Origin of the sequence: Streptomyces plumbidurans, assembly GCF_019857225.1 — a bacterium.
Lineage (GTDB): Bacteria > Actinomycetota > Actinomycetes > Streptomycetales > Streptomycetaceae > Streptomyces > Streptomyces plumbidurans.
In genome coordinates this window covers 21,953-45,657 of the sequence record NZ_JAFJSY010000042.1, presented here as the reverse complement: position 1 = coordinate 45,657, position 23,705 = coordinate 21,953, and the positions used below count along the sequence as shown (strand labels likewise).

At 72.0% G+C, this 23,705-nt stretch carries 19 protein-coding genes and 1 tRNA gene; 10 read left to right on the top strand and 10 right to left on the bottom strand.

The window, feature by feature from the left end; translation table 11 throughout:
* The first annotated feature begins 188 nt into the window (after positions 1 to 188).
* The 4 genes from JYK17_RS25115 to JYK17_RS25100 all read left to right on the top strand — a co-directional run bounded on the left by JYK17_RS25115 (position 189) and on the right by JYK17_RS25100 (position 4,617).
* Positions 189 to 860: a FadR/GntR family transcriptional regulator gene (locus JYK17_RS25115; RefSeq protein ID WP_108011771.1), complete on the top strand. Its 672-nt coding sequence runs from the start codon at positions 189 to 191 to the stop codon at positions 858 to 860.
* Between the two features lie 184 nt (positions 861 to 1,044).
* Positions 1,045 to 2,025, top strand: coding sequence for a PAC2 family protein (locus JYK17_RS25110; protein ID WP_108011773.1), 981 nt, complete (start codon positions 1,045 to 1,047; stop codon positions 2,023 to 2,025).
* A gap of 218 nt (positions 2,026 to 2,243) precedes the next feature.
* Positions 2,244 to 3,968, top strand: coding sequence for a S8 family peptidase (locus JYK17_RS25105; RefSeq protein ID WP_222811229.1), 1,725 nt, complete (start codon positions 2,244 to 2,246; stop codon positions 3,966 to 3,968).
* A gap of 49 nt (positions 3,969 to 4,017) precedes the next feature.
* Positions 4,018 to 4,617 carry a hypothetical protein gene (locus JYK17_RS25100; RefSeq protein ID WP_222811228.1) on the top strand — a complete coding sequence of 200 codons (600 nt, stop codon included), beginning with the start codon at positions 4,018 to 4,020 and terminating at the stop codon, positions 4,615 to 4,617.
* 66 nt (positions 4,618 to 4,683) lie between these two features.
* Here the strand turns inward: JYK17_RS25100 and mshC are convergent, their stop codons facing one another.
* From mshC to JYK17_RS25080, 4 genes are all read right to left on the bottom strand, one after another.
* A complete protein-coding gene (gene mshC, locus JYK17_RS25095; RefSeq protein WP_222811227.1) occupies positions 4,684 to 5,913 on the bottom strand; it encodes a cysteine--1-D-myo-inosityl 2-amino-2-deoxy-alpha-D-glucopyranoside ligase in 1,230 nt (409 codons plus the stop codon).
* A gap of 94 nt (positions 5,914 to 6,007) precedes the next feature.
* Positions 6,008 to 6,835, bottom strand: a complete 828-nt coding sequence (locus tag JYK17_RS25090; protein ID WP_108011781.1) for an SCO1664 family protein — start codon at positions 6,833 to 6,835, stop codon at positions 6,008 to 6,010.
* Complete coding sequence (locus JYK17_RS25085; RefSeq protein ID WP_016434415.1) at positions 6,799 to 7,389, bottom strand: DUF3090 domain-containing protein; 591 nt, start codon at positions 7,387 to 7,389, stop codon at positions 6,799 to 6,801. The genes JYK17_RS25090 and JYK17_RS25085 overlap by 37 nt, the downstream gene beginning before the upstream one ends.
* Before the next feature lie 103 nt (positions 7,390 to 7,492).
* Entirely contained in the window at positions 7,493 to 8,179 is a 687-nt protein-coding gene (locus tag JYK17_RS25080; RefSeq protein ID WP_108011783.1) for a histidine phosphatase family protein, read from the bottom strand.
* Positions 8,180 to 8,241: 62 nt separating this feature from the next.
* Between JYK17_RS25080 and corA the strand changes: the two genes are divergently transcribed.
* Entirely contained in the window at positions 8,242 to 9,240 is a 999-nt protein-coding gene (corA, locus tag JYK17_RS25075; RefSeq protein WP_164932287.1) for a magnesium/cobalt transporter CorA, read from the top strand.
* A 16-nt stretch (positions 9,241 to 9,256) separates the two neighbouring features.
* On the opposite strand, the gene JYK17_RS25070 is transcribed toward corA, so the two are convergent.
* Both JYK17_RS25070 and JYK17_RS25065 read right to left on the bottom strand, forming a co-directional pair.
* Positions 9,257 to 10,045: a ferritin-like domain-containing protein gene (locus JYK17_RS25070; protein ID WP_128803527.1), complete on the bottom strand. Its 789-nt coding sequence runs from the start codon at positions 10,043 to 10,045 to the stop codon at positions 9,257 to 9,259.
* A 237-nt stretch (positions 10,046 to 10,282) separates the two neighbouring features.
* The gene (locus JYK17_RS25065; protein ID WP_222811226.1) at positions 10,283 to 11,338 is read right to left on the bottom strand and encodes an LLM class F420-dependent oxidoreductase; all 1,056 of its coding nucleotides are present in this window, start codon (positions 11,336 to 11,338) and stop codon (positions 10,283 to 10,285) included.
* A gap of 111 nt (positions 11,339 to 11,449) precedes the next feature.
* Here JYK17_RS25065 and JYK17_RS25060 point away from each other — a divergent pair, with 111 nt between their 5' ends.
* Positions 11,450 to 12,436, top strand: coding sequence for an aldo/keto reductase (locus JYK17_RS25060; RefSeq protein ID WP_108011791.1), 987 nt, complete (start codon positions 11,450 to 11,452; stop codon positions 12,434 to 12,436).
* 428 nt (positions 12,437 to 12,864) lie between these two features.
* Positions 12,865 to 15,354 carry a helix-hairpin-helix domain-containing protein gene (locus JYK17_RS25055; protein WP_222811225.1) on the top strand — a complete coding sequence of 830 codons (2,490 nt, stop codon included), beginning with the start codon at positions 12,865 to 12,867 and terminating at the stop codon, positions 15,352 to 15,354.
* 153 nt (positions 15,355 to 15,507) lie between these two features.
* Here JYK17_RS25055 and JYK17_RS25050 read toward each other — a convergent pair whose 3' ends face one another.
* A complete protein-coding gene (locus JYK17_RS25050; protein WP_108011793.1) occupies positions 15,508 to 16,272 on the bottom strand; it encodes a hypothetical protein in 765 nt (254 codons plus the stop codon).
* A 47-nt stretch (positions 16,273 to 16,319) separates the two neighbouring features.
* Between JYK17_RS25050 and JYK17_RS25045 the strand changes: the two genes are divergently transcribed.
* Positions 16,320 to 16,508 carry a DUF5703 family protein gene (locus JYK17_RS25045; protein ID WP_007380901.1) on the top strand — a complete coding sequence of 63 codons (189 nt, stop codon included), beginning with the start codon at positions 16,320 to 16,322 and terminating at the stop codon, positions 16,506 to 16,508.
* A gap of 112 nt (positions 16,509 to 16,620) precedes the next feature.
* Here JYK17_RS25045 and JYK17_RS41040 read toward each other — a convergent pair whose 3' ends face one another.
* From JYK17_RS41040 to JYK17_RS25030, 3 genes are all read right to left on the bottom strand, one after another.
* Positions 16,621 to 17,343 carry a chaplin gene (locus JYK17_RS41040; protein WP_222811224.1) on the bottom strand — a complete coding sequence of 241 codons (723 nt, stop codon included), beginning with the start codon at positions 17,341 to 17,343 and terminating at the stop codon, positions 16,621 to 16,623.
* A 141-nt stretch (positions 17,344 to 17,484) separates the two neighbouring features.
* Positions 17,485 to 17,718: a chaplin ChpH gene (gene chpH, locus JYK17_RS25035; protein WP_016434424.1), complete on the bottom strand. Its 234-nt coding sequence runs from the start codon at positions 17,716 to 17,718 to the stop codon at positions 17,485 to 17,487.
* A 209-nt stretch (positions 17,719 to 17,927) separates the two neighbouring features.
* On the bottom strand, positions 17,928 to 19,253 hold the full coding sequence (locus JYK17_RS25030; protein ID WP_128803523.1) for a M20/M25/M40 family metallo-hydrolase: 1,326 nt from the start codon (positions 19,251 to 19,253) through the stop codon (positions 17,928 to 17,930).
* A gap of 185 nt (positions 19,254 to 19,438) precedes the next feature.
* Here JYK17_RS25030 and JYK17_RS25025 point away from each other — a divergent pair.
* Positions 19,439 to 19,526: transfer RNA gene (locus JYK17_RS25025), tRNA-Leu, on the top strand.
* Between the two features lie 269 nt (positions 19,527 to 19,795).
* Positions 19,796 to 23,665 carry a Pls/PosA family non-ribosomal peptide synthetase gene (locus tag JYK17_RS25020; protein ID WP_222811223.1) on the top strand — a complete coding sequence of 1,290 codons (3,870 nt, stop codon included), beginning with the start codon at positions 19,796 to 19,798 and terminating at the stop codon, positions 23,663 to 23,665.
* Positions 23,666 to 23,705 lie beyond the last annotated feature (40 nt).

Here is a 23,705-nt window from a genome sequence, read left to right as displayed (position 1 = left end):
CGGGGAACGGCCTCTCTCCCCTAGGAGGCCGGATCCCGTGCGAGGGGCGGCTCCGCGCCGACGGAGCCGCCCCTCGCGCATGGCCGCGTGTTCCGGGGTCTGAGCTGAGCATTCGGCACCCCGTTCAGCCCACTGAACCCCCATAATGGCCTGAGACATCGGATGTCTGAACGACAGGGAGGCCGGACATGGCAGTCACCGACGAGGCGATCGAGAAGATCAAGGGGATGATCGTCTCCGGCGCGCTGCGCCCCGGCGACCGGCTGCCCAAGGAGAGCGAACTCGCCGCCGAACTCGGACTGTCGCGCAACTCCCTGCGGGAGGCGGTGCGCGCCCTGTCGCTGATCCGCATCCTGGACGTACGGCAGGGCGACGGCACCTATGTGACCAGCCTGGACCCGCAGTTGCTGCTGGAGGCGCTGAGCTTCGTCGTCGACTTCCACCGCGACGACACCGTGCTGGAGTTTTTGGCGGTGCGCCGCATTCTGGAGCCGGCCGCGACCGCGATGGCCGCCGCCCGGATCAGCGAGCAGCAACTGGACGCGCTCGCGGCCCAGTTGGACAAGCTCGGCAACGCGCCCTCGGTGGAGGAGCTGGTCGCCTGCGACCTCGACTTCCACCGCGGCATCGTGCAGGGCTCGGGCAACTCGGTGCTCTGCTCGCTGCTGGACGGCCTGTCGGGGCCGACCACCCGGGCCCGTATCTGGCGCGGGCTGACCCAGGAGGACGCGGTCAGCCGCACCCTGCACGAGCACCGGGCGATCCTGGCCGCCCTGCGCGACCGGGACGCGGAGGCGGCGCGGTCGTGGGCGACGGTGCACATCGCGAGCGTGGAACAGTGGCTGCGCTCGACGCTGTGACGGCCCAGGATGCCCTCAAGTCCGCTGGAGCCCTCCGTTCCGGCTCGCGCGGCCGAGGGGTGTCCCGGGGTGGCGATCGGGGCAGTGATCCGTTCACTCGCCCGTGCAAGGGGGCTGCGGGCGCCCCCGCCGCACGCCGTAAGGTTGGGTGGTCAAGCGGAGGGCACGTCGGAAGGAGGCCTGGGTGATCGAGCTCGAGGGGGTACCCGAGCTGATCGACCCGGTCATGGTGGCCGCGTTCGAGGGCTGGAACGATGCCGGCGACGCCGCCTCCACCGCGGTCGCGCATCTGGACAGGGAGTGGAAGGGCGAGGTGTTCGCGGCGCTGGACGCCGAGGACTACTACGACTTCCAGGTGAACCGCCCCACGGTGTGGATGGACGCCGGCGTGCGCAAGATCACATGGCCGACGACGCGCCTCTCGGTGGTCCGGGTCGGCGGGGACAAGCCGCGTGACCTCGTGCTCGTCCGCGGCATCGAACCGTCGATGCGCTGGCGCTCGTTCTGCAACGAGCTGCTGGGCTTCGCCCATGAGCTGGGCGTGGAGCTGGTGGTCGTGCTGGGCGCGCTGCTGGGCGACACCCCGCACACGCGTCCGGTCCCGATCAGCGGCACCACGTCCGACGCGGACCTGGCGCGGCGCATGGACCTGGAGGAGACCAAGTACGAGGGGCCCACGGGCATCGTCGGCGTCCTTCAGGAGGCCTGCACGCACGCGGGCGTGCCCGCCGTGTCGCTGTGGGCGGCCGTGCCGCACTACGTGTCGCAGCCGCCGAACCCGAAGGCCACGCTGGCGCTGCTCAACCGCCTTGAGGACCTGATCGACGTGCGCATCCCGCTGGGCGAGCTGCCCGAGGACGCGCGCGCCTGGCAGGTCGGCGTGGACCAGCTGGCGGCCGAGGACAGCGAGGTCGCCGAGTACGTCCAGACGCTGGAGGAGGCCCGGGACACCGCGGAGCTGCCGGAGGCGTCGGGCGAGGCGATCGCGCGCGAGTTCGAGCGGTATCTGCGCCGCCGGGACGGGTCGGGTCCGGCCGCCGGCGGTCACGCCACCGCGGACGGCAGCGAGAACCAGCCCTATCGGCGGGACAACCCCGGTGGCCGTACGAAACCACCGAAACCACCGAAGCCGAGCGAGGACGACGACGAGTCCTCGGAGGACTGAGAAAAGGGGCGGTGCGCGTGGCGCACCGCCCTTCGTCTGTGTACAGGCTTTGGCCGGATTGAGGCGTGACGGCTGTTTCACGCCGGATTGCACACGTTACCCAATTCAACTTGTTCCAAACCAAGTTGGCGGAAACCGGCTTTACGCGTCGGCGTGCGCGTGCTTGGTTGTGCAGCGACGGCGCACCCGCACGGACCGAACCGAAGGGAGCGGTACCGATGAGCGACCAGGTACAGCCGGCACAGGGTCCCGGAGCCGGTGGGCCCGGGCCCGACGGAGCGGGATTCACCTATCGAGGAGCCGAGCAGGAGCTGATCGTCGTCGCGAGCCCCGACGCCCGGCTGCGCGCCCGACCCGAGGGCGTCCGCTCGGCGACCGGCGCCGACCTCTCCGCGCTCAACATGTTCCTCAGCGACGAACAGCTCCAGTTGCAGCCGTTGTTCGGCAGCGAGGAGCGGCTCCAGCAGGTCTCCCCCGCGCCGGGCGAGCAGGGGCCGCCCGACCTCGCGCTGTTCTACCGCGTGCGCGGCGGGGAGAGCCGCGCCCAGGAGCTGCGGGCCCGGATCGCCGCGCTGCCGGGCATCGACACCGCGTACGTGAAGCCGGGTGCCGTCCCCGCGACGGTGGCCGACGACAACCGCAGGCTGAAGGAAGGCACCCCGGTCACACCGGACTTCAGCGGCCGCCAGGGCTATCTGCGTCCCGCTCCGGAGGGGGTCGACGCCCACTGGGCGTGGCACCGGCCCGGTGGTGCGGGGCGGGGGGTGACCATCGTCGACGTCGAGGGCGCCTGGCAGCTGGGGCACGAGGACCTGGCCGCCAAGCTGGCCGGCATCGTGGTCGGCACCCCGCTGACCGATGTGGCCTGGCGCAACCACGGCACCGCCGTCCTCGGTGTCATCGGCGGCGACCGGGGCGAGTACGGCGTGAGCGGCATCGTGCCCGAGGCGGTGACCGGCGCCGCGTCCGTCAAGGACATCGGCACGGCGGCCGCGATCCACGCATCGGCCGACCGCCTCGGCCCCGGCGACGTGGTGCTGGTCGAACTCCACCGCCCCGGGCCGCGGTTCGAGTACGCCGAGCGCGACGACCAGCGCGGCTACATCGCCCTGGAGTGGTGGCCGGACGATTTCGCGGCCGTCCGGTACGCCGCCGCCAGGGGTGTCCTCGTGGTGGAGGCGGCGGGCAACGGCGCCGAGTCGCTGGACGACGCGGTCTACGAACGCCGCCCGGACGAGTTCCCCGAGTGGTGGCGCAACCCGTTCAACCCCTCCAACGAGTCCTCCGGCGCGATCCTGGTCGGCGCGGGCGCACCGCCGCCCGGCACCCACGGCCGCGACCACGGACCCGACCGGTCCAGGCTCGCGTTCTCCAACTACGGCGCCCGGGTGGACGCCCAGGGCTGGGGCCGCGAGGTCACGACCACCGGCGGCTTCTGGGACCGGCCCGGCGATCTGCAGGGCGGGCCCGAGGAGATCGCCTGGTACACGGACACGTTCTCAGGGACCTCAGCCGCCTCCCCGGTCGTGGTCGGCGCGCTGGCCGCCCTCCAGGGCATGCTCACGACGGCGGGCCTGCCGCCGATGTCCCCGGAGCGTGCCCGTGAGGTGCTGCGGGCCACCGGCTCCCCGCAGCAGGACGCACCGGGGCGGCCCGCCTCCCAGCGGATCGGCAACCGGCCGGACATCAAGGCGGCGGTCACGCATCTGCTGCCGCAGTCGGTCGGCTCGGACCGGGCCGAGCGGTACTGGGACGAGCTGGTGCCGTATCCGCGCGAACTCCCGCCGCGGCTGAGGCTGTTCGTGGCCGGCGCCTGGCGGAACCTGGACCACCCGTCCCCCGAGGTGCGCCAGGCGGTGCACTCCGCCTTCGCGGGGGGACGGCCCGACGTCCGAGTGTGGTTCTCGGACGACGAGATCGTCGGCCTGGTCGTCACGGGCTGACGGATCCCAACCATCAAGGGCCCAACCATCAAGGGAAGGTGACACCCGCATGAGCACCACCCCGCAGATGAGCCAACTGGGACAGCAGAACCCGAGCACGTCGCCGTATCAGCAGCCGTTCGGCCAGCAACAGCCGTTCGGGCAGCAGCCGTTCGGGCAGTCACAGCCGTTCGGGCAGCAGCCGGGCCTCGGGCAGCAGCAGCCGATGGGGATGAGCGGCTCGCTGGAGCAGCTCCAGCAGCTCGGACAGCAGCAGCCGTACCAGCAACTGCTGCAGCAGATGGGGCAGCAGCCCTACGGTCAGCAGCAGGACCAGCACGACCAGCAGGCCCGGCAGCAGGAGCAGCAGACGCAGCAGCAGCTCCAGCAGCTCGGGCAGACGGTCGTTCAGCAGGTGATCCAGCAGGTCCAGGCCCAGCCGCTCGCGGCCGGCGTGGCGAACGGCTTCGTCGACATCGTCCAGCCGCTGCAGGGCCAGCCGCAGCAGGTCTTCCTGCGCATCAACAACCAGTTCCGGGTCCTCAACAACCCGGCCCCGCAGCTGCACCAGCAGATCCAGGAGGCCTTCGCGTTCGGCCACCAGGTGATCGGCGTCTGGGACACCCAGGCCCCGAACGTGCTGCGCAGCGTGCGGATCCAGCGCATCTGACCGGCCGCTGACAGCGGTGGGGCGCTTCCTCCCGGGAGGAAGCGCCCCTTTGCGTGTGGGGGGGTACTACAGGGCCACGCCCAGCAGTGCGTCCACGGCGCGCGAGACGACCCCGGGAGCGCCGGTGTCCGTGCCGCCCTCGGCGTCCTGACGGGCCACCCAGCGGTCGACCGCGGCGAGCGCGGCCGGGGCGTCCAGGTCGTTCGCGAGAGCCTCGCGGACCTCCTCGACCAGGGCCTCGGCCGGCGGACCGTCGGGCCGGGAGACGGCGGCGCGCCAGCGGCCGAGCCGGGCCACGGCGTCCGCCAGGACCTGGTCGGTCCACTCCCAGTCGGAGCGGTAGTGGTGGGCGTGCAGGGCGAGCCGGATCGCGGCCGGGTCCACGCCGTCGCGCCGCAGCTGGGACACGAAGACCAGATTGCCCTTGGACTTGGACATCTTCTCGCCGTCCAGGGCGACCATGCCGGCGTGGACGTACGCCTTGGCCATGGGGAACTCGCCGGTCAGCACCTGGGCGTGCGAGGCGCCCATCTCGTGGTGCGGGAAGGCGAGGTCGGAGCCGCCGCCCTGGACGTCGAAGCCCATGCCCAGGTGGTCCAGGGCGATGGCGACGCACTCGATGTGCCAGCCGGGCCGGCCGGGGCCGAGCGAGCCGCCGTCCCAGCTGGGCTCGCCCTCGCGGGCGGTCATCCACAGCATCGGGTCGAGCGGGTTCTTCTTGCCGGGGCGGTCCGGGTCGCCGCCGCGCTCGGCGGACAGCAGCCGCATGGCGGCCGCGTCGAGGTTGGAGACCTTGCCGAAGTGCGGGTCGGACTCGACGGAGAAGTAGATGTCGCCCTCGAGTTCGTAGGCTGCGCCCGCCTCCCGCAGCCGCTCGACGAGCGGGACGATGCCGGGTATCGCCTCGACCGCGCCTATGTAGTGCTGCGGGGGCAGCATCCGCAGGGCGGTCATGTCCTCGCGGAACAGGGCCGTCTCCTGCTCGGCGAGCGCGACCCAGTCGACGCCGTCGCGCTGCGCCCGCTCCAGGAGCGGATCGTCGACGTCGGTGACGTTCTGGACGTACTGAACCTGCCGCTTGGTGTCGAGCCACACGCGCTCAACGAGGTCGAACGCGTTGTAGGTCGCCGCGTGACCCATGTGGGTCGCGTCGTACGGAGTGATACCGCAGACGTAGATACGGGCGACGGGACCGGGGTCGAGCGGGACCACGCCGCCGGTCGCGGTGTCGTGGATCCTCAGGTCGCGGCCCTGACCGGGCAGGGCGGGGACCTCGGAAGCGGGCCAGGCATGCATGTCATGAGCCTAACCGGACGGAAGTTCCGTATACGAACCGGACCAGGCCGGATGGCCGACGGGGCGCTCTTGCGCGACGACGGCCCGTCTGCTCCTAGACCGGCGGCCAGGGAATGGCGGGCCATTCCCCGCCGGGCTCCGGGTGCTTGCCCGATTCCAGCAGTTCGGCGACACGCGCGCGCGTGGCGTCCAGTTCGGCGCCGGTGATCAGCGCGGACAGCCGCGCGGCGAGCGCTCCTTCGGCGCCCAGTGCCTCCTGGAGCGTCTTGAGGACGCCGACCGCCTCCGGGTCCAGCGGCTCCCCCGCCCACCCCCACAGCAGCGTCCTGAGCTTGTTCTCGGTGTTGAAGGTCACCCCGTGGTCGATGCCGTAGAGCCGGCCTTCGGCCGTCGGCAGCAGATGGCCGCCCTTGCGGTCCGCGTTGTTGATCACGGCGTCGAGCACCGAGAGCCTGCGCAGCCGTACGTCGTCGGCGTGCACCAGCAGCGCGGTGCGGCCCTCGCCCACCTCGGCGAGGCCGATCGCCTTCCAGCCCGGCTCGGGCTCCTCGGCGTCCACCAGGGCGAGCAGCTCGGGGGCGTCGTCGCCGGCGGACGCCTCGATCCACAGCTGGACCATGCCCTCGCCGTACGGCCCCTCGCGCAGCACGGTGGGCGGGACGAGCCCCCAGCCGGTCGCCTCGGAGACCTCGTAGGCGGCCACCTCGCGCTGGGCGAGGGTGCCGTCGGGGAAGTCCCACAGGGGGCGTTCGCCGGCGACGGGCTTGTAGATGCAGGCCGCCTCGCGCCCCTCGTGGGAGATCGTGCAGTACAGCGCCGCGTTGGACGCCTCGCGGATACGGCCGCGCACGGTGAGCTCACCGTCGGTGAGCAGCTCGACGGGCGTCACGCTCCGCGGCGGTATCCGTTCTGGCGCGGACATACGTGTCCTTCCGGGTCGAGCGGGAGGCTGCACAGCGGGCACGGCGGCCGCCCGGCGTTGACGACGTCGAGGGCACGCTTGGCGAAGGCTCTCGCCTGCGTGCCGGTCAGCCGGACCCGCAGCATCGGGGGCCCGTTCTCCTCGTCCTGCAGCAGGCGCTCCTCGGCCTCCGCGAGGTCCTCCTCGGAGTCGGCGTCGAGTTCCACGAGGGCCTGCGCCTCGACGATCATGCGCTGTTCCTCGCCGTCCCAGGCGAGGGCCATGGTGCCGACCCGGAACTCCTCCTCGACCGGGGTGTCCAGCGGGTCGGAGTCGGTGATCTCGGTGGAGGCCACGGCCGGGACGGCGGCGCTGCCGCCGCTGCGCCGCACGACCTCGTCGAGCAGTTCGTCCATGCGCTCGGCAAGGGCGGCGACCTGGGTCTTCTCCAGGGCCACGCTGGTCACACGGGGGCCTGCGGTGGCCTGGAGGAAGAACGTACGGCGTCCGGGCAGCCCGACCGTACCGGCCACGAAGCGGTCCGGCGGGTCGTAGAGGAACACCTGACGGGACACGTCCTGTCTCCTGGAATCGGGGATCGACATGGGACCGGATGACCGCACGGACTGTGCGGACGGGGGCGCTACTGCAACCGCTTCACCCTACTGCTCCCGACGATCACGGTGCGCCCGCACCGCCACCGACCGGGGCGTCGTCCGCCGGGGGCTCCTCACGCGGCACCAGAGAGGTGAAGTCACCGGTGTCACCGAGGCGTACGAGGAACGGCCTCAGGCGGGTGTAACGGATCGCGGTGATGGAACACGGTTCAACGGAGATCCTCTGGAAGAGGTCGAGATGAAGTCCCAGTGCGTCCGCCACGAGCGACTTGATGATGTCGCCGTGCGAACACATCAGATAGACGGCGTCGGCTCCGTGGTCGCGCTCCACGCGCGCGTTCCACTCGCGTACGGCCTCGGCGGCGCGGGTCTGCATCGACCGCATCGACTCGCCGCCGGGGAACGCGGCGGCCGACGGGTGCGCCTGCACGACCTGCATCAGCGGCTCGTCCCCCAGCTCGGCGAGCTTGCGGCCGGACCAGTCGCCGTAATGGGCCTCCCCGATGCGCTCCTCGGTGTGCACGGCGAGTTCGGGCCGGGCGTCCAGGAGCGGCTGGACCGTCTCGCGGCAGCGCTGCAGCGGGCTGCTGACCACCTCGCGGATCGGCAGCTCGGCGAGCCGCCCGGGCAGTGCGGCGGCCTGCGCGGCCCCGCGTTCGTCGAGAGCGACACCGGGCGTCCAGCCCGCGAGCACCCCTTCGGTGTTGGCGGTGGAACGTCCGTGCCGGACCAGGATCAGCGTGGGCATGCGGCCAAGAGTAGGCGCACGACGGGGTGCGTCCACGCCGGTACGGCGGGAGAATGCGCTCCGTGATCGTCGACTGTGCCATTTATCGCGACGGGCGTCGCACCGAGGGCCCCGATGACTTCTCGGACGCGCTGGCGCAGTGCCGCCGGGGGCGCGACGCCTTCGTCTGGATCGGCCTGCACGAGCCGACGGAGAAGGAGTTCGACCGGGTCACCGAGGAGTTCGCGCTGCATCCGCTGGCCGTCGAGGACGCGCTCAGCGCGCACCAGCGCCCCAAACTGGAGATCTACGACGACTCGCTGTTCATGGTCCTCAAGCCGGTCGGGTACGAGGCGGCGAGCGACAACGTCACCTCCGGCGAGGTCATGGTCTTCATCGGCGACTCGTTCGTGGTGACGGTGCGGCACGGCGAGGAGTCGCCCCTGGCTCAGGTGCGGCGCCGCCTGGAGGAGGAGCCGGAGATGCTCCGGCAGGGGCCCACGGCGGTGCTGTACTCGATCGCCGACGCCGTGGTCGACCACTATCTGGAGGTGGCGGCCGAACTGAGCACCGACCTGGACGAGCTGGAGACGGAGGTGTTCTCGCCGACCGGCGGCGGCTCGCGCCACACCGCGTCCCGGATCTACGCGTTCAAACGGCAGGTCCTGGAGTTCCGCCGGGCCACCGGACCGCTGACGCAGCCGGTGGCACAGCTCGCGGGCAACGGGGCCTTCGGCGTCAAGGTGCCCTTCGTGCACGACAAGGCGCGTCCGTTCTTCCGGGACGTGAGCGACCACCTCACGCGCGTGAACGAGTCGGTGGAGGGGCTGGACCGGCTGGTCTCGGACGTGCTGTCGGCGCATCTCGCGCAGATGAGCGTCCGGCAGAACGACGACATGCGGAAAATCTCCGCCTGGGCGGCCATGGCCGCGGTCCCCACGATGATCGCGGGGATCTACGGCATGAACTTCGACCACATGCCCGAGCTGCACTGGACCGTGTCGTACCCGGCGGTGATCCTGCTGATGGCCGCCCTGGAGGTGCTGCTCTTCCGGCTGCTCAAGCGCCGGGGCTGGCTGTAGGGCCGCTGCCCGGATCTCAGGCGTACTCGGGTGCGGCGGCCGCGGGCCCGCCGAGCGCGTCGCGCCGCTCCGGCATCCGCAGGCTCACCATCCGCCGCCAGCCCGCGAGCCGTTCGTAGGCGTAGACGGCTTGGATGCCGGCTGCGAGCAGCGCCGACCTGGTCCTCGGCCAGCCGAGGATGCGTCCCATGTGGGCCATGACGGCGAGGCTGACGTCGCGGTAGATGCGGATCTCGGCGAGCGCGCACTCGCGCAGCGTCCGCTGGATCGCCCGGCCGTGCCCGGCACGCGCGAAGCGCAGCAACTCCTCGTGGCAGTACGCCAGATGGTTGTCCTCGTCGTTCGAGATCATCTTCACCGCGCGGCCGATGTCGGGGTGGTCGGCGAAGTGCCTGCGCAGCAGGTCCATCTGCTCGGAGGCGCGCTGTTCGGTGACCCGGCTGTGGGCGAGGTAGGTGATGATGTCCTGCACGGTGAGCCGTTCCTCGCCCTTGAGCTTGTCGTGGGAGAGGCCGATGCCGTGCCGCTCCAGGAGCATCGTGTAGTCGGTCTCGGGCGGGACCTCGACGGGGTCGAGCCCGCGCTTGTTGATCAGGGCGTTGAAGATCCGCCCGTGCTTGTCCTCGTCCGCCCCGTGCCGGGTGATCCTGGGGGCCAGCCGGCGCTCGCTGTCCGGTACGAGCGCGGCGATGCGGCCGTTCTCCCAGCCTCCCTGTGACTCCCCGCCGGCGGCGATGGAGCAGAACAGGGCGAACGATTCGTCGTCGTCGAGGATCTCCTGGAACAGGCTCTTTGCCGAAAGCATCGTGGACACCTCTCTGCAGGACTCACGGAACTCCGCCGGATTCCGCAAAGAACGAGTCAATTGCGGCTCGAGAGGTGCTGCAACAGCTGTATCGGACAACTCCGCCAAAAGGCGGACCCTCAAGGCCGCACGGGGGCGTAACCGAGCGGGCCCGGGCGCGTTGTTATCCGTGACGGCCGTGGCGGGGAAGACCCCCCGAGCCCCCACCACGGCCGCAGAAACCTCCTGCCCCCGGTGTCACGCCAGTCCGGCGCGCTCCAGGGCCTCGGTTCCGGCCCGGAGCGAGGCGAGCCGCTCGTCGAGCGTGAAGCCCGCCGGGTTCAGGCTGAGGCTCGTGACTCCGGCCGCCGCGTACTCCTTCATCCGGTCCGCGATGCGGTCCACGGAGCCGAGCAGCGTCGTCTGGTCGATCAGGTCGTGCGGTACGGCGGCCGCGGCGCCCTGCTTGTCGCCGGACAGGTACTTCTCCTGGACCTCGGCTGCCGCGGCCTCGAACCGCATGCGCTGGGCGAGCTGGTTGTAGAAGTTCTGCTTGGCGCTGCCCATGCCGCCGACGTACAGCGCCGTGTACGGACGGAAGGCGTCGGCGAGCGTCGCCACGTCCTTGTCCTCGCCGACGGCCAGCGGCAGCGTCGGGTGGACGTCGAAGCCCTCCATGGTCTTGCCGGCCTTCTCGCGCCCGGCACGCAGGTGCTTGATCGTGGTCTCCTCCAGGTGCGCTGCGGAGGGGAAGATCAGCAGGGCGCCCTCGGCGATCTCGCCGGTCTGCTCGAGGTTCTTCGGGCCGATCGCGGCGATGTACAGCGGGATGTGCTCGCGTTCGGGGTGCACGGTCAGCTTGATCGGCTTGCCCGGGCCGCCGGGCAGCGGCAGCGTCCAGTGCTCGCCCTCGTACGTCAGGCGCTCGCGGGTCATCGCCTTGCGCACGATCTCGACGTACTCACGCGTGCGTGCCAGCGGCTTGTCGAACTTGACGCCGTACCAGCCCTCGGAGACCTGCGGTCCGGAGACGCCGATGCCGAGGCGGAAGCGACCGCCGGAGAGGGAGTCGAGCGTGGCCGCGGTCATCGCGGTCATCGCGGGCTCGCGGGCCGGGATCTGGAAGATGGCCGAGCCGATGTCGATGCGCTCGGTCTGGGCGGCGACCCAGCTGAGCACGGTGGCCGCGTCCGATCCGTAGGCCTCGGCGGCCCAGCAGACGGCATACCCGAGCCGGTCGGCCTCCTTGGCGACCGCCAGGTTGTCCGCGTCCATTCCGGCACCCCAGTAGCCGAGGTTGATCCCGAGCTGCATGCCGTTTCCCCTTACCGATCAGTAACGTGCCTTTCCGCAGACCCTAGCGTGTGAAAACTGGTTGTCCACAGGCCCCCACGCCACAGGTTCAGGCCAGTAATCTCGGCGTTCATGGAGCAGAGGCATCTCGGCCGTACCGGTCTTCGCGTGTCCCGTATCGGACTCGGCACCCTCACCTGGGGCAGGGACACAGACGAACACGACGCCGCGGACCTCTTGAAATCGTTCTGGGAGGCGGGCGGCAACCTCGTCGACACGGCGGACGTGTACGGCGACGGGGAGGCCGAGTATCTGCTCGGGCGCCTGATAGAAGGCCTGGTGCCGCGCCGGGATCTGGTGATCTCGACCAAGGCGGGCAGCGTGCCCGACCCGGACCGCCGCGTCGACGGCTCGCGCGGGCACCTCCTGTCCGCACTGGACGCCTCACTCGCCCGGCTCGGCACGGACTACGTCGACGTCTGGCACATCCACGCCTACGACCCCTGCACCCCGCTCGACGAGACCCTCCACGCGCTCGACCTCGCGGTCAGCAGCGGTCGCGCCCGCTATGCCGGGGTGTCCAACTTCTGCGGCTGGCAGCTCGCCAAGGCCGCGACCTGGCAGCTCGCCGCGCCCGGTACGCGTACGAGACTGGCCAGTTCGCAGATGGAGTACTCACTGCTGCAGCGCGGCGTGGAGCGCGAGGTGCTGCCGGCCGCGCTGGACCTGGGCATCGGTCTGCTGCCGTCCTCGCCGCTGGGCCGCGGGGTCCTGACGGCCAAGTACCGCGGCGACTCGGCTCCCGCCGACTCGCGGGGCGCCTCGGAACACCTCGCGCCCTTCGTGGCGCCCTACCTCGACGACACGGCGAGCCGCATCGTGGACGCCGTGCAGACCGCGGCGGACGGGCTCGCGGTGACGCCCCTTCAGGTCGCCCTCGCCTGGATCCGCGACCGGCCCGGCGTGACCGCCCCCATCATCGGCCCACGCAACGCGCAGCAGCTCACGGCGGCATTGTCAGTGGAGACGCTTAGTCTTCCTGACGAGATCTGCCGGGCTCTCGACGACGTGTCGGCGCCCGTGCACCGCTATCCCGATCACGACTGGAGCACGCTGTGAGCACGCACCCGGAAACCACGGAGAACGCCACGCCGGGGATGCCGGGGGCGGGAGCGGGGGGCGCGGGGGCGCCGGGGACGCCGGGGGCGGGAGCGAAGGGGGCGTCGGGCGCGCGGGACACGGGAGCGCCGGGGGCGGGAACGCCGGGGACGCCTGGGACGGAAGCGAAGGGGACGCCGGGCGCGGGGGCGCGGGATGAGGCGGGGCGGGGCGGGGTGGTGCGCGCGGCCGCGCAGGACGAGAGCGCCACTGAGGACGAGGTGGCGGGCGGGGCCGCGGACGGTGCGGCGCAGGGTGAGGCTGCGGGCGGTGCCTCAAAGGATGCGGTCTCGCGGGATGCGGCCGCGCATGGCGCCGCACCAGACGAGGCGGTGGACGGCAGGGTGACGGACAGCGCCGCGCGGGATGAGGCCGCGCGCGATAGGGCCGTGAACGGCGCCCCGCAGGATCAGGCGGCGGGCGGCGCCTCAAAGGATGCAGATGCAGCCTCGCAGGATGCGGCCGCGCATGACGCCGCACCGGACAGGGCCACGGACAGCGAGGCCGCGCACGACGAGGCGGTGGAGGGCGAGATGACGGACGGCGGCGCGCAGGATGAGGGCGCGGACGACGAGGCTGCGAAGGGCACCCCGCAGCACAAGGCGGCGGACAGCGAGGCTGCGGACAGCGCCCCGTCGGACGAGGCTGCGCAGGACAACGCCGCGCACGATGAAACCACGCAGGACGAGGCGGCGGACGGTGCCGCACCGGACGCGGGAACGGCGGCACCAGACGCGAGGACGGCCGCACCGGCCGCAGAAACCGCCGCACCAGACGCGGACCCCACTGCGCAAGCAACGTCCGACGGCGACGGTGCGACCGCCGCTCAACTGTCCGAGGCCGAGGCAGAGTTGCTGGCTCAGCAGGTTGAGCGGGAGCGGATCGAGCGGCGTAAGGCGGAGAAGCGGGGCCCCATCGACAGTGGTGCGAAGCTCCGTGGGAAGGCGGCCGATCTGCTTGCTGCCGTCCGGGCCGTGGAGAGTGGGCAGAAACCCGTGGCCGCCGTCTTCGGCGAGCCCGAGCGTGCCCCCCGGCGCCCCGCGCCCGAGCCGGTGCGGCGCCCCCAGCCCGCGCCCGCCGCATCGCCCGCGGCTCCCGCCCCGGAGACGTTGGGCGCGGTGGGACGCGTTCTGGCCGACGGAGGCGCCCCGGACACCCTCGCACCGCAGATCACCGCGGCCCTCGGCGAGGGCGCGGACGAACAGTTGCGGTCGGACCCGTGGCTGCTGCTGCGCGTCGGCGGCGTACGGCCGGAGCAGGCCGACGGATTCGCGCGGGCGCTGCTCGGCGCGGAGTGCCGGCCGGACGACGAGCGGCGAGGCCGGGCGCTGACGGGATGGCTGCTGGAGCAGGCGGCCCTCGCAGGGCACACGGCCCTGGAGATGTCCGCGCTCATCGCGGCGCTGACCCAACGGGGCGTGCCCGACGCGGAGGAGGCCGTACAGAGCACCGTCGCGGAGGGCGATGCCCTGGTCTTCCAGGACGTCCTCGACCCGACCGCACCGGCACCGGAGCCGGCCGAGGACGGCGAGCAGGCCGAGGAGCGCCCGGTCCGCGTCCTGATCGGCCTGGAGCGGTACGCCCTCGCGGAGGAGAGCCTCGCCGACGGTCTGGCCCGGCTGATCAACTCCGTGCCGAAGCAGGACGGTTCGGCCGAGGACTGGGAGCAGGCGGCCGTCGCGGCGCAGGGCTCCACCGCCGAGCTCGTCCGCGCGGTCGCCGGTCACGGCCTGGTGCTGCACTCCGGCGGCGAGGCGTCCCGGGCCGAACCGGCGGCGCTGCTGGGCATCGCGGCAGACCTCGGACTGCGTGCCTGGGCGGCCACGCACACCCCCGGCGGCCGCGACCGGTTCGCGGCGCTCCGGGCCGGGGAAGGGCAGGAAAGCACCGGGCAGGGGCAGGAGGGCGCCGGGCCCGACGCTTCCCGCGCCACCACCGTCGCCGGTCTGCTCTCCGGCGTCGAGGGCCCCGGGCGGGATGCCGACGGCGCGCTGGACCTGGATCTCCTCGTCGTACTCGACGCACCTCAGCTGGACGTCGAAACGGCGGCCCTGCTCGTCGAGTCGCTGCCCGACGGCGCCCGGCTGGTGCTGGCCGGCGACCCCGCGGTGCTGTGGTCGGCCGGGCCCGGGCGGGTGTTCGCCGACCTGCTGGCAGCACGGGTCTGCCCCCGGGTCTCCTCCCGGCTGCCCGACTCGGGGCCGCTGGGCGAGCTGGTCTCCGGCATCGGTATCGGCGAGCTGGGCCAGATCGAGGCCCCGGGCAAGGAGGTCGTCATCGTCCCCGTGCGGGACGCGGGCGAGGCCGTGCACCGGACCGTGCAGCTCGTAGCGGACTCGGTGCCGCGCGCGATCGGCGTTCCCCCCGAGCAGACGGTGGTGATCACCCCGGGCCACGGCGGCGCGGCGGGCACCCGGGTGCTCAACGCGGCGCTGAAGGAACGCCTCAACCCCGGCCCCGGACGCTTCGGCGGCTTCGACCCCGGCGACCGGATCGCCTACTCCCCCGCACCGGGGCGTACGGTCCCGGGCACCGTGGTGAAGGCCGACGCCGACGGGCTGCATCTGTCGTGCTCGGGCCTGCCCGTCGTGGTGGCGAAGGAGCGGGTGGAGCAGTGCGTGCGCCACGGGTGGGCGCTGACCGCGCACCAGGCGGTGGGTGACCGGTGGCCCGCGGTGGTCGCGGTGCTGCCCGGAGACGCGGTGCCGTCCCTGAGCCGCGCATGGATCTACACCGCGTTCGGCCGGGCGGACCGACATCTGTCCGTCGTCCACGGCGTCGAACAGGCACTGCCCAGAGCCGTCGCCGAGGTCGTGGCCAAGCCCCGCACCACCCGCCTGCCGCTGCTGCTGGCGACCCAGGTGCCGGCCACCGGCTGACCCCGCTCACGACCGCTCCACGACAACGGCGGCGGTCCCGGGGTTCTCGCCCCCGGGGCCGCCGCCGTCCTGACCATGGCGCGTCGGCCGTGTTGAGACGGCCGTAGCGCGATCGCCCACCGTCCGCGATCCGCGATCCGCGATCCGCGGTGTTCAGCGTTCCGCGTCCAGCGGCTCCAAGTCCTCCTCGCCGTCCAGATCGCTGTCGACGTCGTCGTCGAGATCGACCTCGTCCTCGTCCTCGTCCTCGTCGACCTCAACGTCGTCGACGTCGTCGTCCTCGTCGTCGAGGCGGATGTCGTCGAGGTCCTCGTCGAACACCGCGCTGACGTCGAAGCGGCACACCACCCGCTGCGGGTCGATCTGGTCGAACGGCGCCTCGAGCCACTCGCCGGGCTCGGCCGGTTCGTCCGTCGCCGTCACCCAGAGCGTGGAGTCGCCCTCCTCCAGCCCGAACTCCTTGTGCCGCGAGGCGATCTCGTCCGGTTCGAACTCGCCGAAGAGAATGCCCAGCGCGCCGTGCACCGTCGTGGAGGCCTCCGCGCCCGCGCCTCGGCCGTCGTCGGAGTCGGCGGCCTCCACGCGCTGCGCCTGTGCCAGCAGCCGCTGCGGCTCCACCACGGCGTAGTCGCGGCGGATGAGCACGCTCAGCGCGTTCGGCTCCTCGGGGCCCTTGTACGGGGGCAGCGAGTCCTCCGCACCGGGGATCTCGAAGGGCGTGACCTCGTCGTAGCGGTCGTAAAGCAGCTCGTCGTACGTCTCGGCGGCCGCGGCGAGCTCGTTGAACGCCTCGTAGACAGCCGGGTCGTCCTCCCCGGACCTGCGTTCGACCGCGGCCAGGTGGCGGTCGAGCGCGGTCTTGACCGCCTCGGCGGCGGCGCGTACCTCGGCAGCGGTGGGCTGCACAGCATCAGACATAGTGCAGACGCTATCCGTACCGGGCCCCAGCCCGCACAATAGATGCGATGCCGGAATACGAATTTGTCGACGTGTACGTACCGCGCGGGGTTTCCCGCAAGGACGCCACACGCCTGCTGACGGACCATGCCGAGTACGGTCACTGGGAGTTGGACCGTCTGAGCCTGATGCGCGACGGAAGCCGCAGGGTGCGGTTGCGACGGCGGATCATCCGCCAGGTGCGCGCCACGTGGTGAGCTGAGGCCGGGACGGACGACCGAAACGGAGCGGGCCCCGCCAGCACGGGGCCCGCTCCGTTCTGCGCACCGCTAGGGAAGTTTCCGGTGCTTTGTCCGTGCCTGTGGCTCCTTATGCGGAAGCGCGCGCCTTGCGGTACATGACCGCTCCGGCCAGCAGCGCGCCCGCGCCCACCGGGAGCACGAGGCCCATCGGCAGGTCGCTGCCGGTGTGCGCCAGCTGTGCGGAGCCCGCGGGCTGGGTGCCCGTCTGGGTGCCCGGGTGGTTCGGGTGCGTGGAGCCGCCCGGCGTCTCGCCGCCCGTACCGGGAGGCGTGCTCGGGGTGCCGGGGTGAGTGGGCTCCGAGGGGTTGCCCGGCGGAGTCGTCTCGTGACCGCCCGGAGGCGTCTTGTGCCCGCCGCCCGAGCCGCCGTTGGTGCAGTCGTCGTCCTTGGCGGGGTTGCCGATGCCGATGACGTCGATGCTGTTGCCGCACACGTTCACCGGCACGTCGACCGGCACCTGGACCAGGTTGCCGGAACCCACACCCGGCGAATCACTGGCGTGACCGTGAGCCCGCGAGCCACCGTGCCCATGAGAGGAGCCACCGCCGCTCTCGTTGGCGCACGAATTGCCCGCGGCCGGGTTGAGGACCCCGACGACGTCGACCGTGTTGCCGCAGACGTTGACCGGGACATGAACGGGCACCTGCACCGTGTTGCCGGACAGGACGCCTGGTGAGTTGGAGCTCGAACCGCTCGCGCCCGAGTCGGCGTGGGCGTAGCCGCCTGCTGCGGCGAGCACGCCGGTCGCGGCTGCCACGGTCATCAGGCCCTTGCGGGTGACCTGTCGCATTGCTGAATTCTCCTGCCTTCGATCCTGACCTGGAATCCTGCGAATTCCACGAAGAAATCCGGTACAACGGCCGGTCGGCCCCGGAGCGCATGGCGTGCGCTCCGGAGCCGACGGCGTGAAACGACCCTCAGCGGATCGACGTCACTTGTTGATGCAGGTGTTGCCGAAGGCGGGGTTCAGCAGCCCGATCACGGAGACCGTGTTGCCGCAGACGTTCACCGGGACGTGAACGGGCACCTGAACGACGTTGCCGGAAACGACGCCCGGGGAGTGCACAGCGGCACCCTGAGCACCGGAGTCGGCGACAGCCAGGCCCGCACCCGCGAGAACCAGACCACCAGTGGCAGCCGCAGCAGCGACGACCTTCTTGATCATTATTCCTCCTTGTAGGCAAAAGCGATCTCGTGTTGCTGATCGCATTACCTGTAACGAGGAGGAAGTAATGGAGCTACGAGCTGATGGTCGCATTCACCCGTCCCGGCGCCACTCCGTACGCGCTGCCGATTACGAAGGTCACGAAGCGGCGATGACGAAGGTCACGAACCAGCGGTCCACGACGGTCAGGATGCGTCGGTCTCCGTCGGTCAGGAAGCGTCGATGAACCGGTCCAGGACGCGCACGCCGAACTTCAGGCCGTCGACGGGCACCCGCTCGTCGACACCGTGGAACATGCCCGCGAAGTCCAGCTCGGGGGGCAGCTTGAGCGGGGCGAAGCCGAAGCCGCGGATGCCGAGGTCGTCGAAGGACTTGGCGTCCGTGCCGCCGGAGAGCATGTAGGGGATGGCCTTGGCGGCCGGGTCCTCGGCCACCAGCGCGGACTGCATGGCCTCCACCAGCGCCCCGTCGAAGGTGGTCTCGACGGCCTTGTCGGCGTGCACGTCCTCGCGCTGCACCTTCGGCCCGAGGATCTTGTCGAGGTCGGCGAGGAACTCCTCCTCGAAGCCGGGCAGGAAGCGCCCGTCGACGTGGGCCGTGGCCTCGCCGGGGATGACGTTGACCTTGTAGCCCGCGCCGAGCTGGGTGGGGTTGGCCGTGTTGCTCAGGGTCGCGCCGATGAGCTTGGCGATGCCACCGAGCCTGGCCAGGGTCCCTTCCATGTCCTCCGGGTCCAGCTCGGTGCCGAGGGCGTCGCCGAGTTCGTCGAGGAAGGCGCGGGTCGTCTTGGTGACGCGGACGGGGAACTTGTGCCGGCCGAGGCGTGCGACCGCCTCCGACAGTTCGGTGATCGCGTTGTCCCGGTGGATCATCGAGCCGTGGCCCGCGGTGCCGGCCACCTTCAGCTTCATCCAGTGCATGCCCTTCTCGGCCGTCTGGATCAGATACAGCCGCCGCTGCTCGCTGACCGTGAAGGAGAACCCGCCCACCTCGCTGATCGCCTCGGTGACGCCCTCGAAGAGAGCGGGGTGCTCGGTGACCAGGTGCTTGGCGCCGTACGTGCCGCCCGCCTCCTCGTCGGCGAGGAAGGCGAGGACGATGTCGCGCGGGGGCCGGCGCCCGCTGCGCAGCCGGTCGCGTACGACCGCGAGGGTCATCGCGTCCATGTCCTTCATGTCGACCGCCCCGCGGCCCCATACGCACCCGTCGGCGACCTCGCCGGAGAAGGGGTGGTGGGTCCAGTCGTCGGCGTTGGCCGGGACGACGTCGAGGTGGCCGTGGATGAGGAGCGCGGGCCGCGAGGGGTCCTCGCCCTCGATGCGGGCCACGGTGGAGGCCCGGCCCGGGTGCGACTCGAAGATCTCCGGTTCGAGACCCACCTCGGCGAGCTTCCCGGCGACGTACTCGGCCGCCTTGCGCTCACCCGGACCCGAGTGGTCGCCGTAGTTGCTGGTGTCGATCTGGATCAGCTCGCGGCAGAGGTCCACGACCTCGTCCTCGCCGGTGACGCCCCGCGCCGTGTCCGCCTCGCTCACGCTGCTTCCTCCCGCTGTCACTGCTGGTGGTTCCCCTCATCCTCCCTCTCCCCCGCCCGCTCCCCAAGAGCGGACCCGCTCCGTCACACGCCGTTCACGCGGGACGGGGGGTGACCGGGGACCCCTCCGGAGCCTGGTACTGTTTCCTACGTCGCGGCGGGTGAAACCCGCACGACAGACACCTTGTCCGGGTGGCGGAATGGCAGACGCGCTAGCTTGAGGTGCTAGTGCCCTTTATCGGGCGTGGGGGTTCAAGTCCCCCCTCGGACACCACAGTCGAAGTGAGGCCGTGACCCCTCGGGGTCACGGCCTCACTCGTTGTGTGGGGCATCTCTCCTTCGCCGAAGAAGCGCGAGGTCAGCGAGGTGCCGGCCGGCTCCGGGTGTCCCCGAGCCGCTCTCACGAGTGGCCGACCGAGGGTCCCGAACCTAGCCTCGTACTAAAATTTCCGGCTTGTTACGGAGCTGGAGGAGGACAACCCCAGGCAGACCTGCGGGCCCGCCAGCGCCCCGGAGGCTTCCGGGATCGAGACGCGAGGACCGATGGCAGCCATATACGAGAGCAGTGCTCTCGGCCTGCTCGACGATGAGCTCGGCGCTGAGATCCACCAGCAGTTTGGTGACACCGCACGCTTTTCCGGAGGTCAGGCGGCCTCCGCCCGCACTCTCGTCGACATCTTCGACTCTTCCGTACGCTCCTGCCCCGACGAGCTCGCCCTGGACGACGGGACGACCCGGCTGACCTACAGGGCGCTGGCCGCCGAGGTGGAGCAGCTGCGCGGGCGGCTGGGCGCGGCCGGGGTAGGGCTGGGCGACCGGGTGGGCGTGCGGGTCCCCTCCGGGACCAACGATCTCTACGTCGCCGTCCTCGCGGTCCTCGCCGCGGGTGCGGCCTACGTCCCCGTGGACGCCGAGGACCCGGACGAGCGGGCCGAGTTGGTGTTCGGCGAGGCGGGCGTGCGGGCTGTCGTAGGGACCGGGCACGAGTTGAGCTTCATCGGGCCGCGCAGCGAGGTGCCCGCTGCGCGGCCCGGCGTCGAGCACGACGCGTGGGTCATCTTCACGTCCGGTTCGACCGGGAAGCCCAAGGGTGTCGCGGTCAGCCATCGCAGTGCCGCCGCGTTCGTGGACGCCGAGGCCGCGCTGTTCCTCACCGACGACCCCATCGGTCCCGGTGACAGGGTCATGGCGGGGCTGTCGGTCGCCTTCGACGCGTCCTGCGAGGAGATGTGGCTGGCCTGGCGCTACGGCGCCTGTCTGGTGCCCGTGCCCCGCTCGCAGGTCCGCAGCGGCGCCGACCTCGGGCCCTGGCTGGTCGAGCAGGAGATCACCGTCGTCTCGACGGTGCCGACGCTGGCCGCGCTGTGGGAGCCGGAGACCCTCAACGACGTACGCCTGCTGATCTTCGGTGGCGAGGCCTGCCCGCCGGAGCTGGTGCAGCGGCTGGTGACCGAGGGGCGCGAGGTCTGGAACACCTACGGCCCCACCGAGGCGACCGTCGTCGCCTGTGCCTCGCTGATGAGCGGCGAGGAGCCCATTCGCATCGGGCTGCCGCTGGACGGCTACGAGCTGGCTGTCGTCGACGAGGCCGGGGAGCCCGTATTGATGGGCGGCAGCGGGGAGTTGGTGATCGGCGGGGTCGGGCTCGCCCGGTATCTCGACGCCGAGAAGGACGCGGAGAAGTACGCGCCGCTCGAGTCTCTGGGCTGGGAGCGGGCGTACCGCAGCGGCGACCTCGTCAGGGCCGAGCCGGAGGGACTGGTGTTCCTGGGGCGGGCCGACGAGCAGATCAAGCTCGGCGGTCGCCGGATCGAGCTCGGCGAGGTGGACGCCGCGCTGCAGGCGCTGCCCGGTGTCGCGGGCGCCGCGGCCGCCGTGCGCACCGCCCGCGGCGGCAACCAGCTCCTCGTCGGCTACGTCGTCACCCAGGACGGCTGGGACCACGCGGCCGCGGTGGAGAAGCTGCGCGCCGAACTGCCCGCCGCGCTCGTCCCGTTGCTGGCCCCGGTCGCGGACCTGCCGACGCGGACCAGCGGCAAGGTCGACCGCAACGCACTCCCCTGGCCCCTGGAGGGACTGGAGACCAGCGGTCCCGCCGAGCAGCTCTACGGCACCGAGGCGTGGCTGGCCGAGCAGTGGACGGAAGTCCTCGGCATCCCCGTCACCAGCGCCCGGAACGACTTCTTCGCGATCGGCGGCGGCAGCCTGGCCGCCGCGCAGCTGACGACGAGGCTGCGCACCCGCTACCCGAGCGCCGCCGTCCTCGACATCTACCAGCAGCCCACCCTGCGCAAGCTGGCCCGGCATCTGGAGGAGTCGGGGCAGGAGGACGCGGGCGGGCGCACGGTCGCCCCGGTGCCGACGCGCGCGAAGGTCCTCCAACTCCTGCTCCTCGTCCCCCTGTTCACCCTGCTCGGACTGCGCTGGACCGTCACGCTCGCGGCGGCCGGGAATCTGCTGCCCGCCTACGCATGGCTGCCGACGGCCCCCTGGTGGCTGCTCGCACTCGGTGGCCTGGTGCTCTTCACGCCGCCGGGGCGGCTCGCGCTCGGCGCGGGCGGAGCGCGGCTGCTGCTGCGGGGCGTGCGGCCCGGCCGGTACCCGCGCGGCGGCGGCGTCCATCTGCGGCTGTGGACCGCCGAGCGGCTCGCCGAGTTCAGCGGGGCCACCTCGCTGACCGGCTCCTGGCTGGAGCGGTACGCACGCGCGCTGGGCGCCAAGGTCGGCCAGGACGTGGATCTGCACTCGCTGCCGCCGGTCACCGGGCTGCTCAAGCTGGGCCGGGGCGCGGCCGTGGAGTCCGAGGTCGATCTCTCCGGCTGGTGGCTGGACGGCGACCGGCTGGAGATCGGTGGGGTCAAGGTCGGCGCGCACGCCACCGTCGGCACCCGCAGCATCCTCTTCCCGGGCGCCCGCGTGGGCAAGCGCGCCGAGGTGGCACCGGGCTCGGCGGTCACCGGGCAGATCCCGACCGGTCAGCGCTGGGCCGGTGCGCCCGCGGTCAAGCTCGGCAAGGCCAAGCGCAACTGGCCCAAGGAGCGCCCGCAGCGGGGCACGTACTGGCGCGTGATGTACGGCCTGACGGGTCTCGCGCTGTCCGCGCTGCCGCTGCTTGCGGGCGGGGCCGCGTTTCTCGTGGCGCACGCGCTCCTCGACCCGGCCGCGCCCGTGCGGGGTGCCGCGATCGCTCTCGTCCCCGCGACGCTCGCCTTCGGGGCGGCGTACGCGCTGCTGCTCGTGGTCGGCGTACGGCTGCTGAGCCTGGGGCTGCGCGAGGGCACGTATCCGACGCACAGCCGGACCGCCTGGCAGGCCTGGACGGTCACGCAGCTGATGGACCGCTCCCGCGAGACCCTGTTCCCGCTGTACGCGGGGCTGGTCACGCCGGTGTGGCTGCGGCTGCTCGGGATGCGGATCGGGCGCGGGGCCGAGGTGTCCACGGTGCTGGCGCTGCCGAGCCTGACGACGGTCGGCGAGGGAGCGTTCCTGGCCGACGACACGCTGACCGCGCCGTACGAGCTCGGGCGTGGCTGGATGCGGATCGGGCGCGCGGAGATCGGGCGGCGGGCGTTCCTGGGGAACTCCGGGATGACGGCGCCGGGGCGCAGCGTGCCGGACGGCGGTCTGGTCGGGGTGCTGTCGGCGACACCGAAGAAGGCCAAGAAGGGCAGCTCCTACCTGGGGCTGCCGCCGGTGAGGCTGCCGCGGAGCACCGCGCCCGGCGACCACAGCCGGACCTACGATCCGCCGGCCCGGCTGCTGTGGGCGCGCGGTCTGGTGGAGCTGTGCCGGTTGGTGCCGGTGTTCTGCTCGGCGGCGATCGCGGCCGCGACGGTGACGGTGCTGTGCCTGCTCGGGCCGTGGGCCGCGCCGCTGTCGGGGCTGGCGCTGCTCGCGGCGGGAGGCACGGCGGCCGTCGTGTCTATCGTCGCGAAGTGGCTGCTGGTGGGGCGGCACCGCACCGGCGAGCATCCGCTGTGGAGCGGGTTCGTGTGGCGCAACGAGCTGGCGGACACCTTCGTCGAGGTGGTCGCGGTGCCGTGGCTGGCCGCCTCAGTGCCGGGGACACCGCTGATGACGGGCTGGCTGCGCGGGCTGGGCGCGCGGATCGGCAAGGGCGTGTGGGTGGAGAGCTACTGGCTGCCCGAGACCGATCTCGTCACGCTCGGGGACGCCGCGACCGTGAACCGCGGCTGCGTCCTGCAGACCCACCTCTTCCACGACCGGATCTTGCGGACGGATACTGTGGTTCTCCGTGAGGGCGCCACGCTGGGCCCTGGCGGGATCGTGCTGCCCGGCAGCACGATCGGGGCCCGCACCACGCTGGGTCCCGCGTCGCTCGTCATGGCAGCGGAGTCCGTCCCGGACGACACCCGCTGGCTGGGCAACCCGATCGAGGCATGGCGTCCCTGAGCGCGGGTCACTCGGAGCCGGTGAGCGGTGCACCGGCACG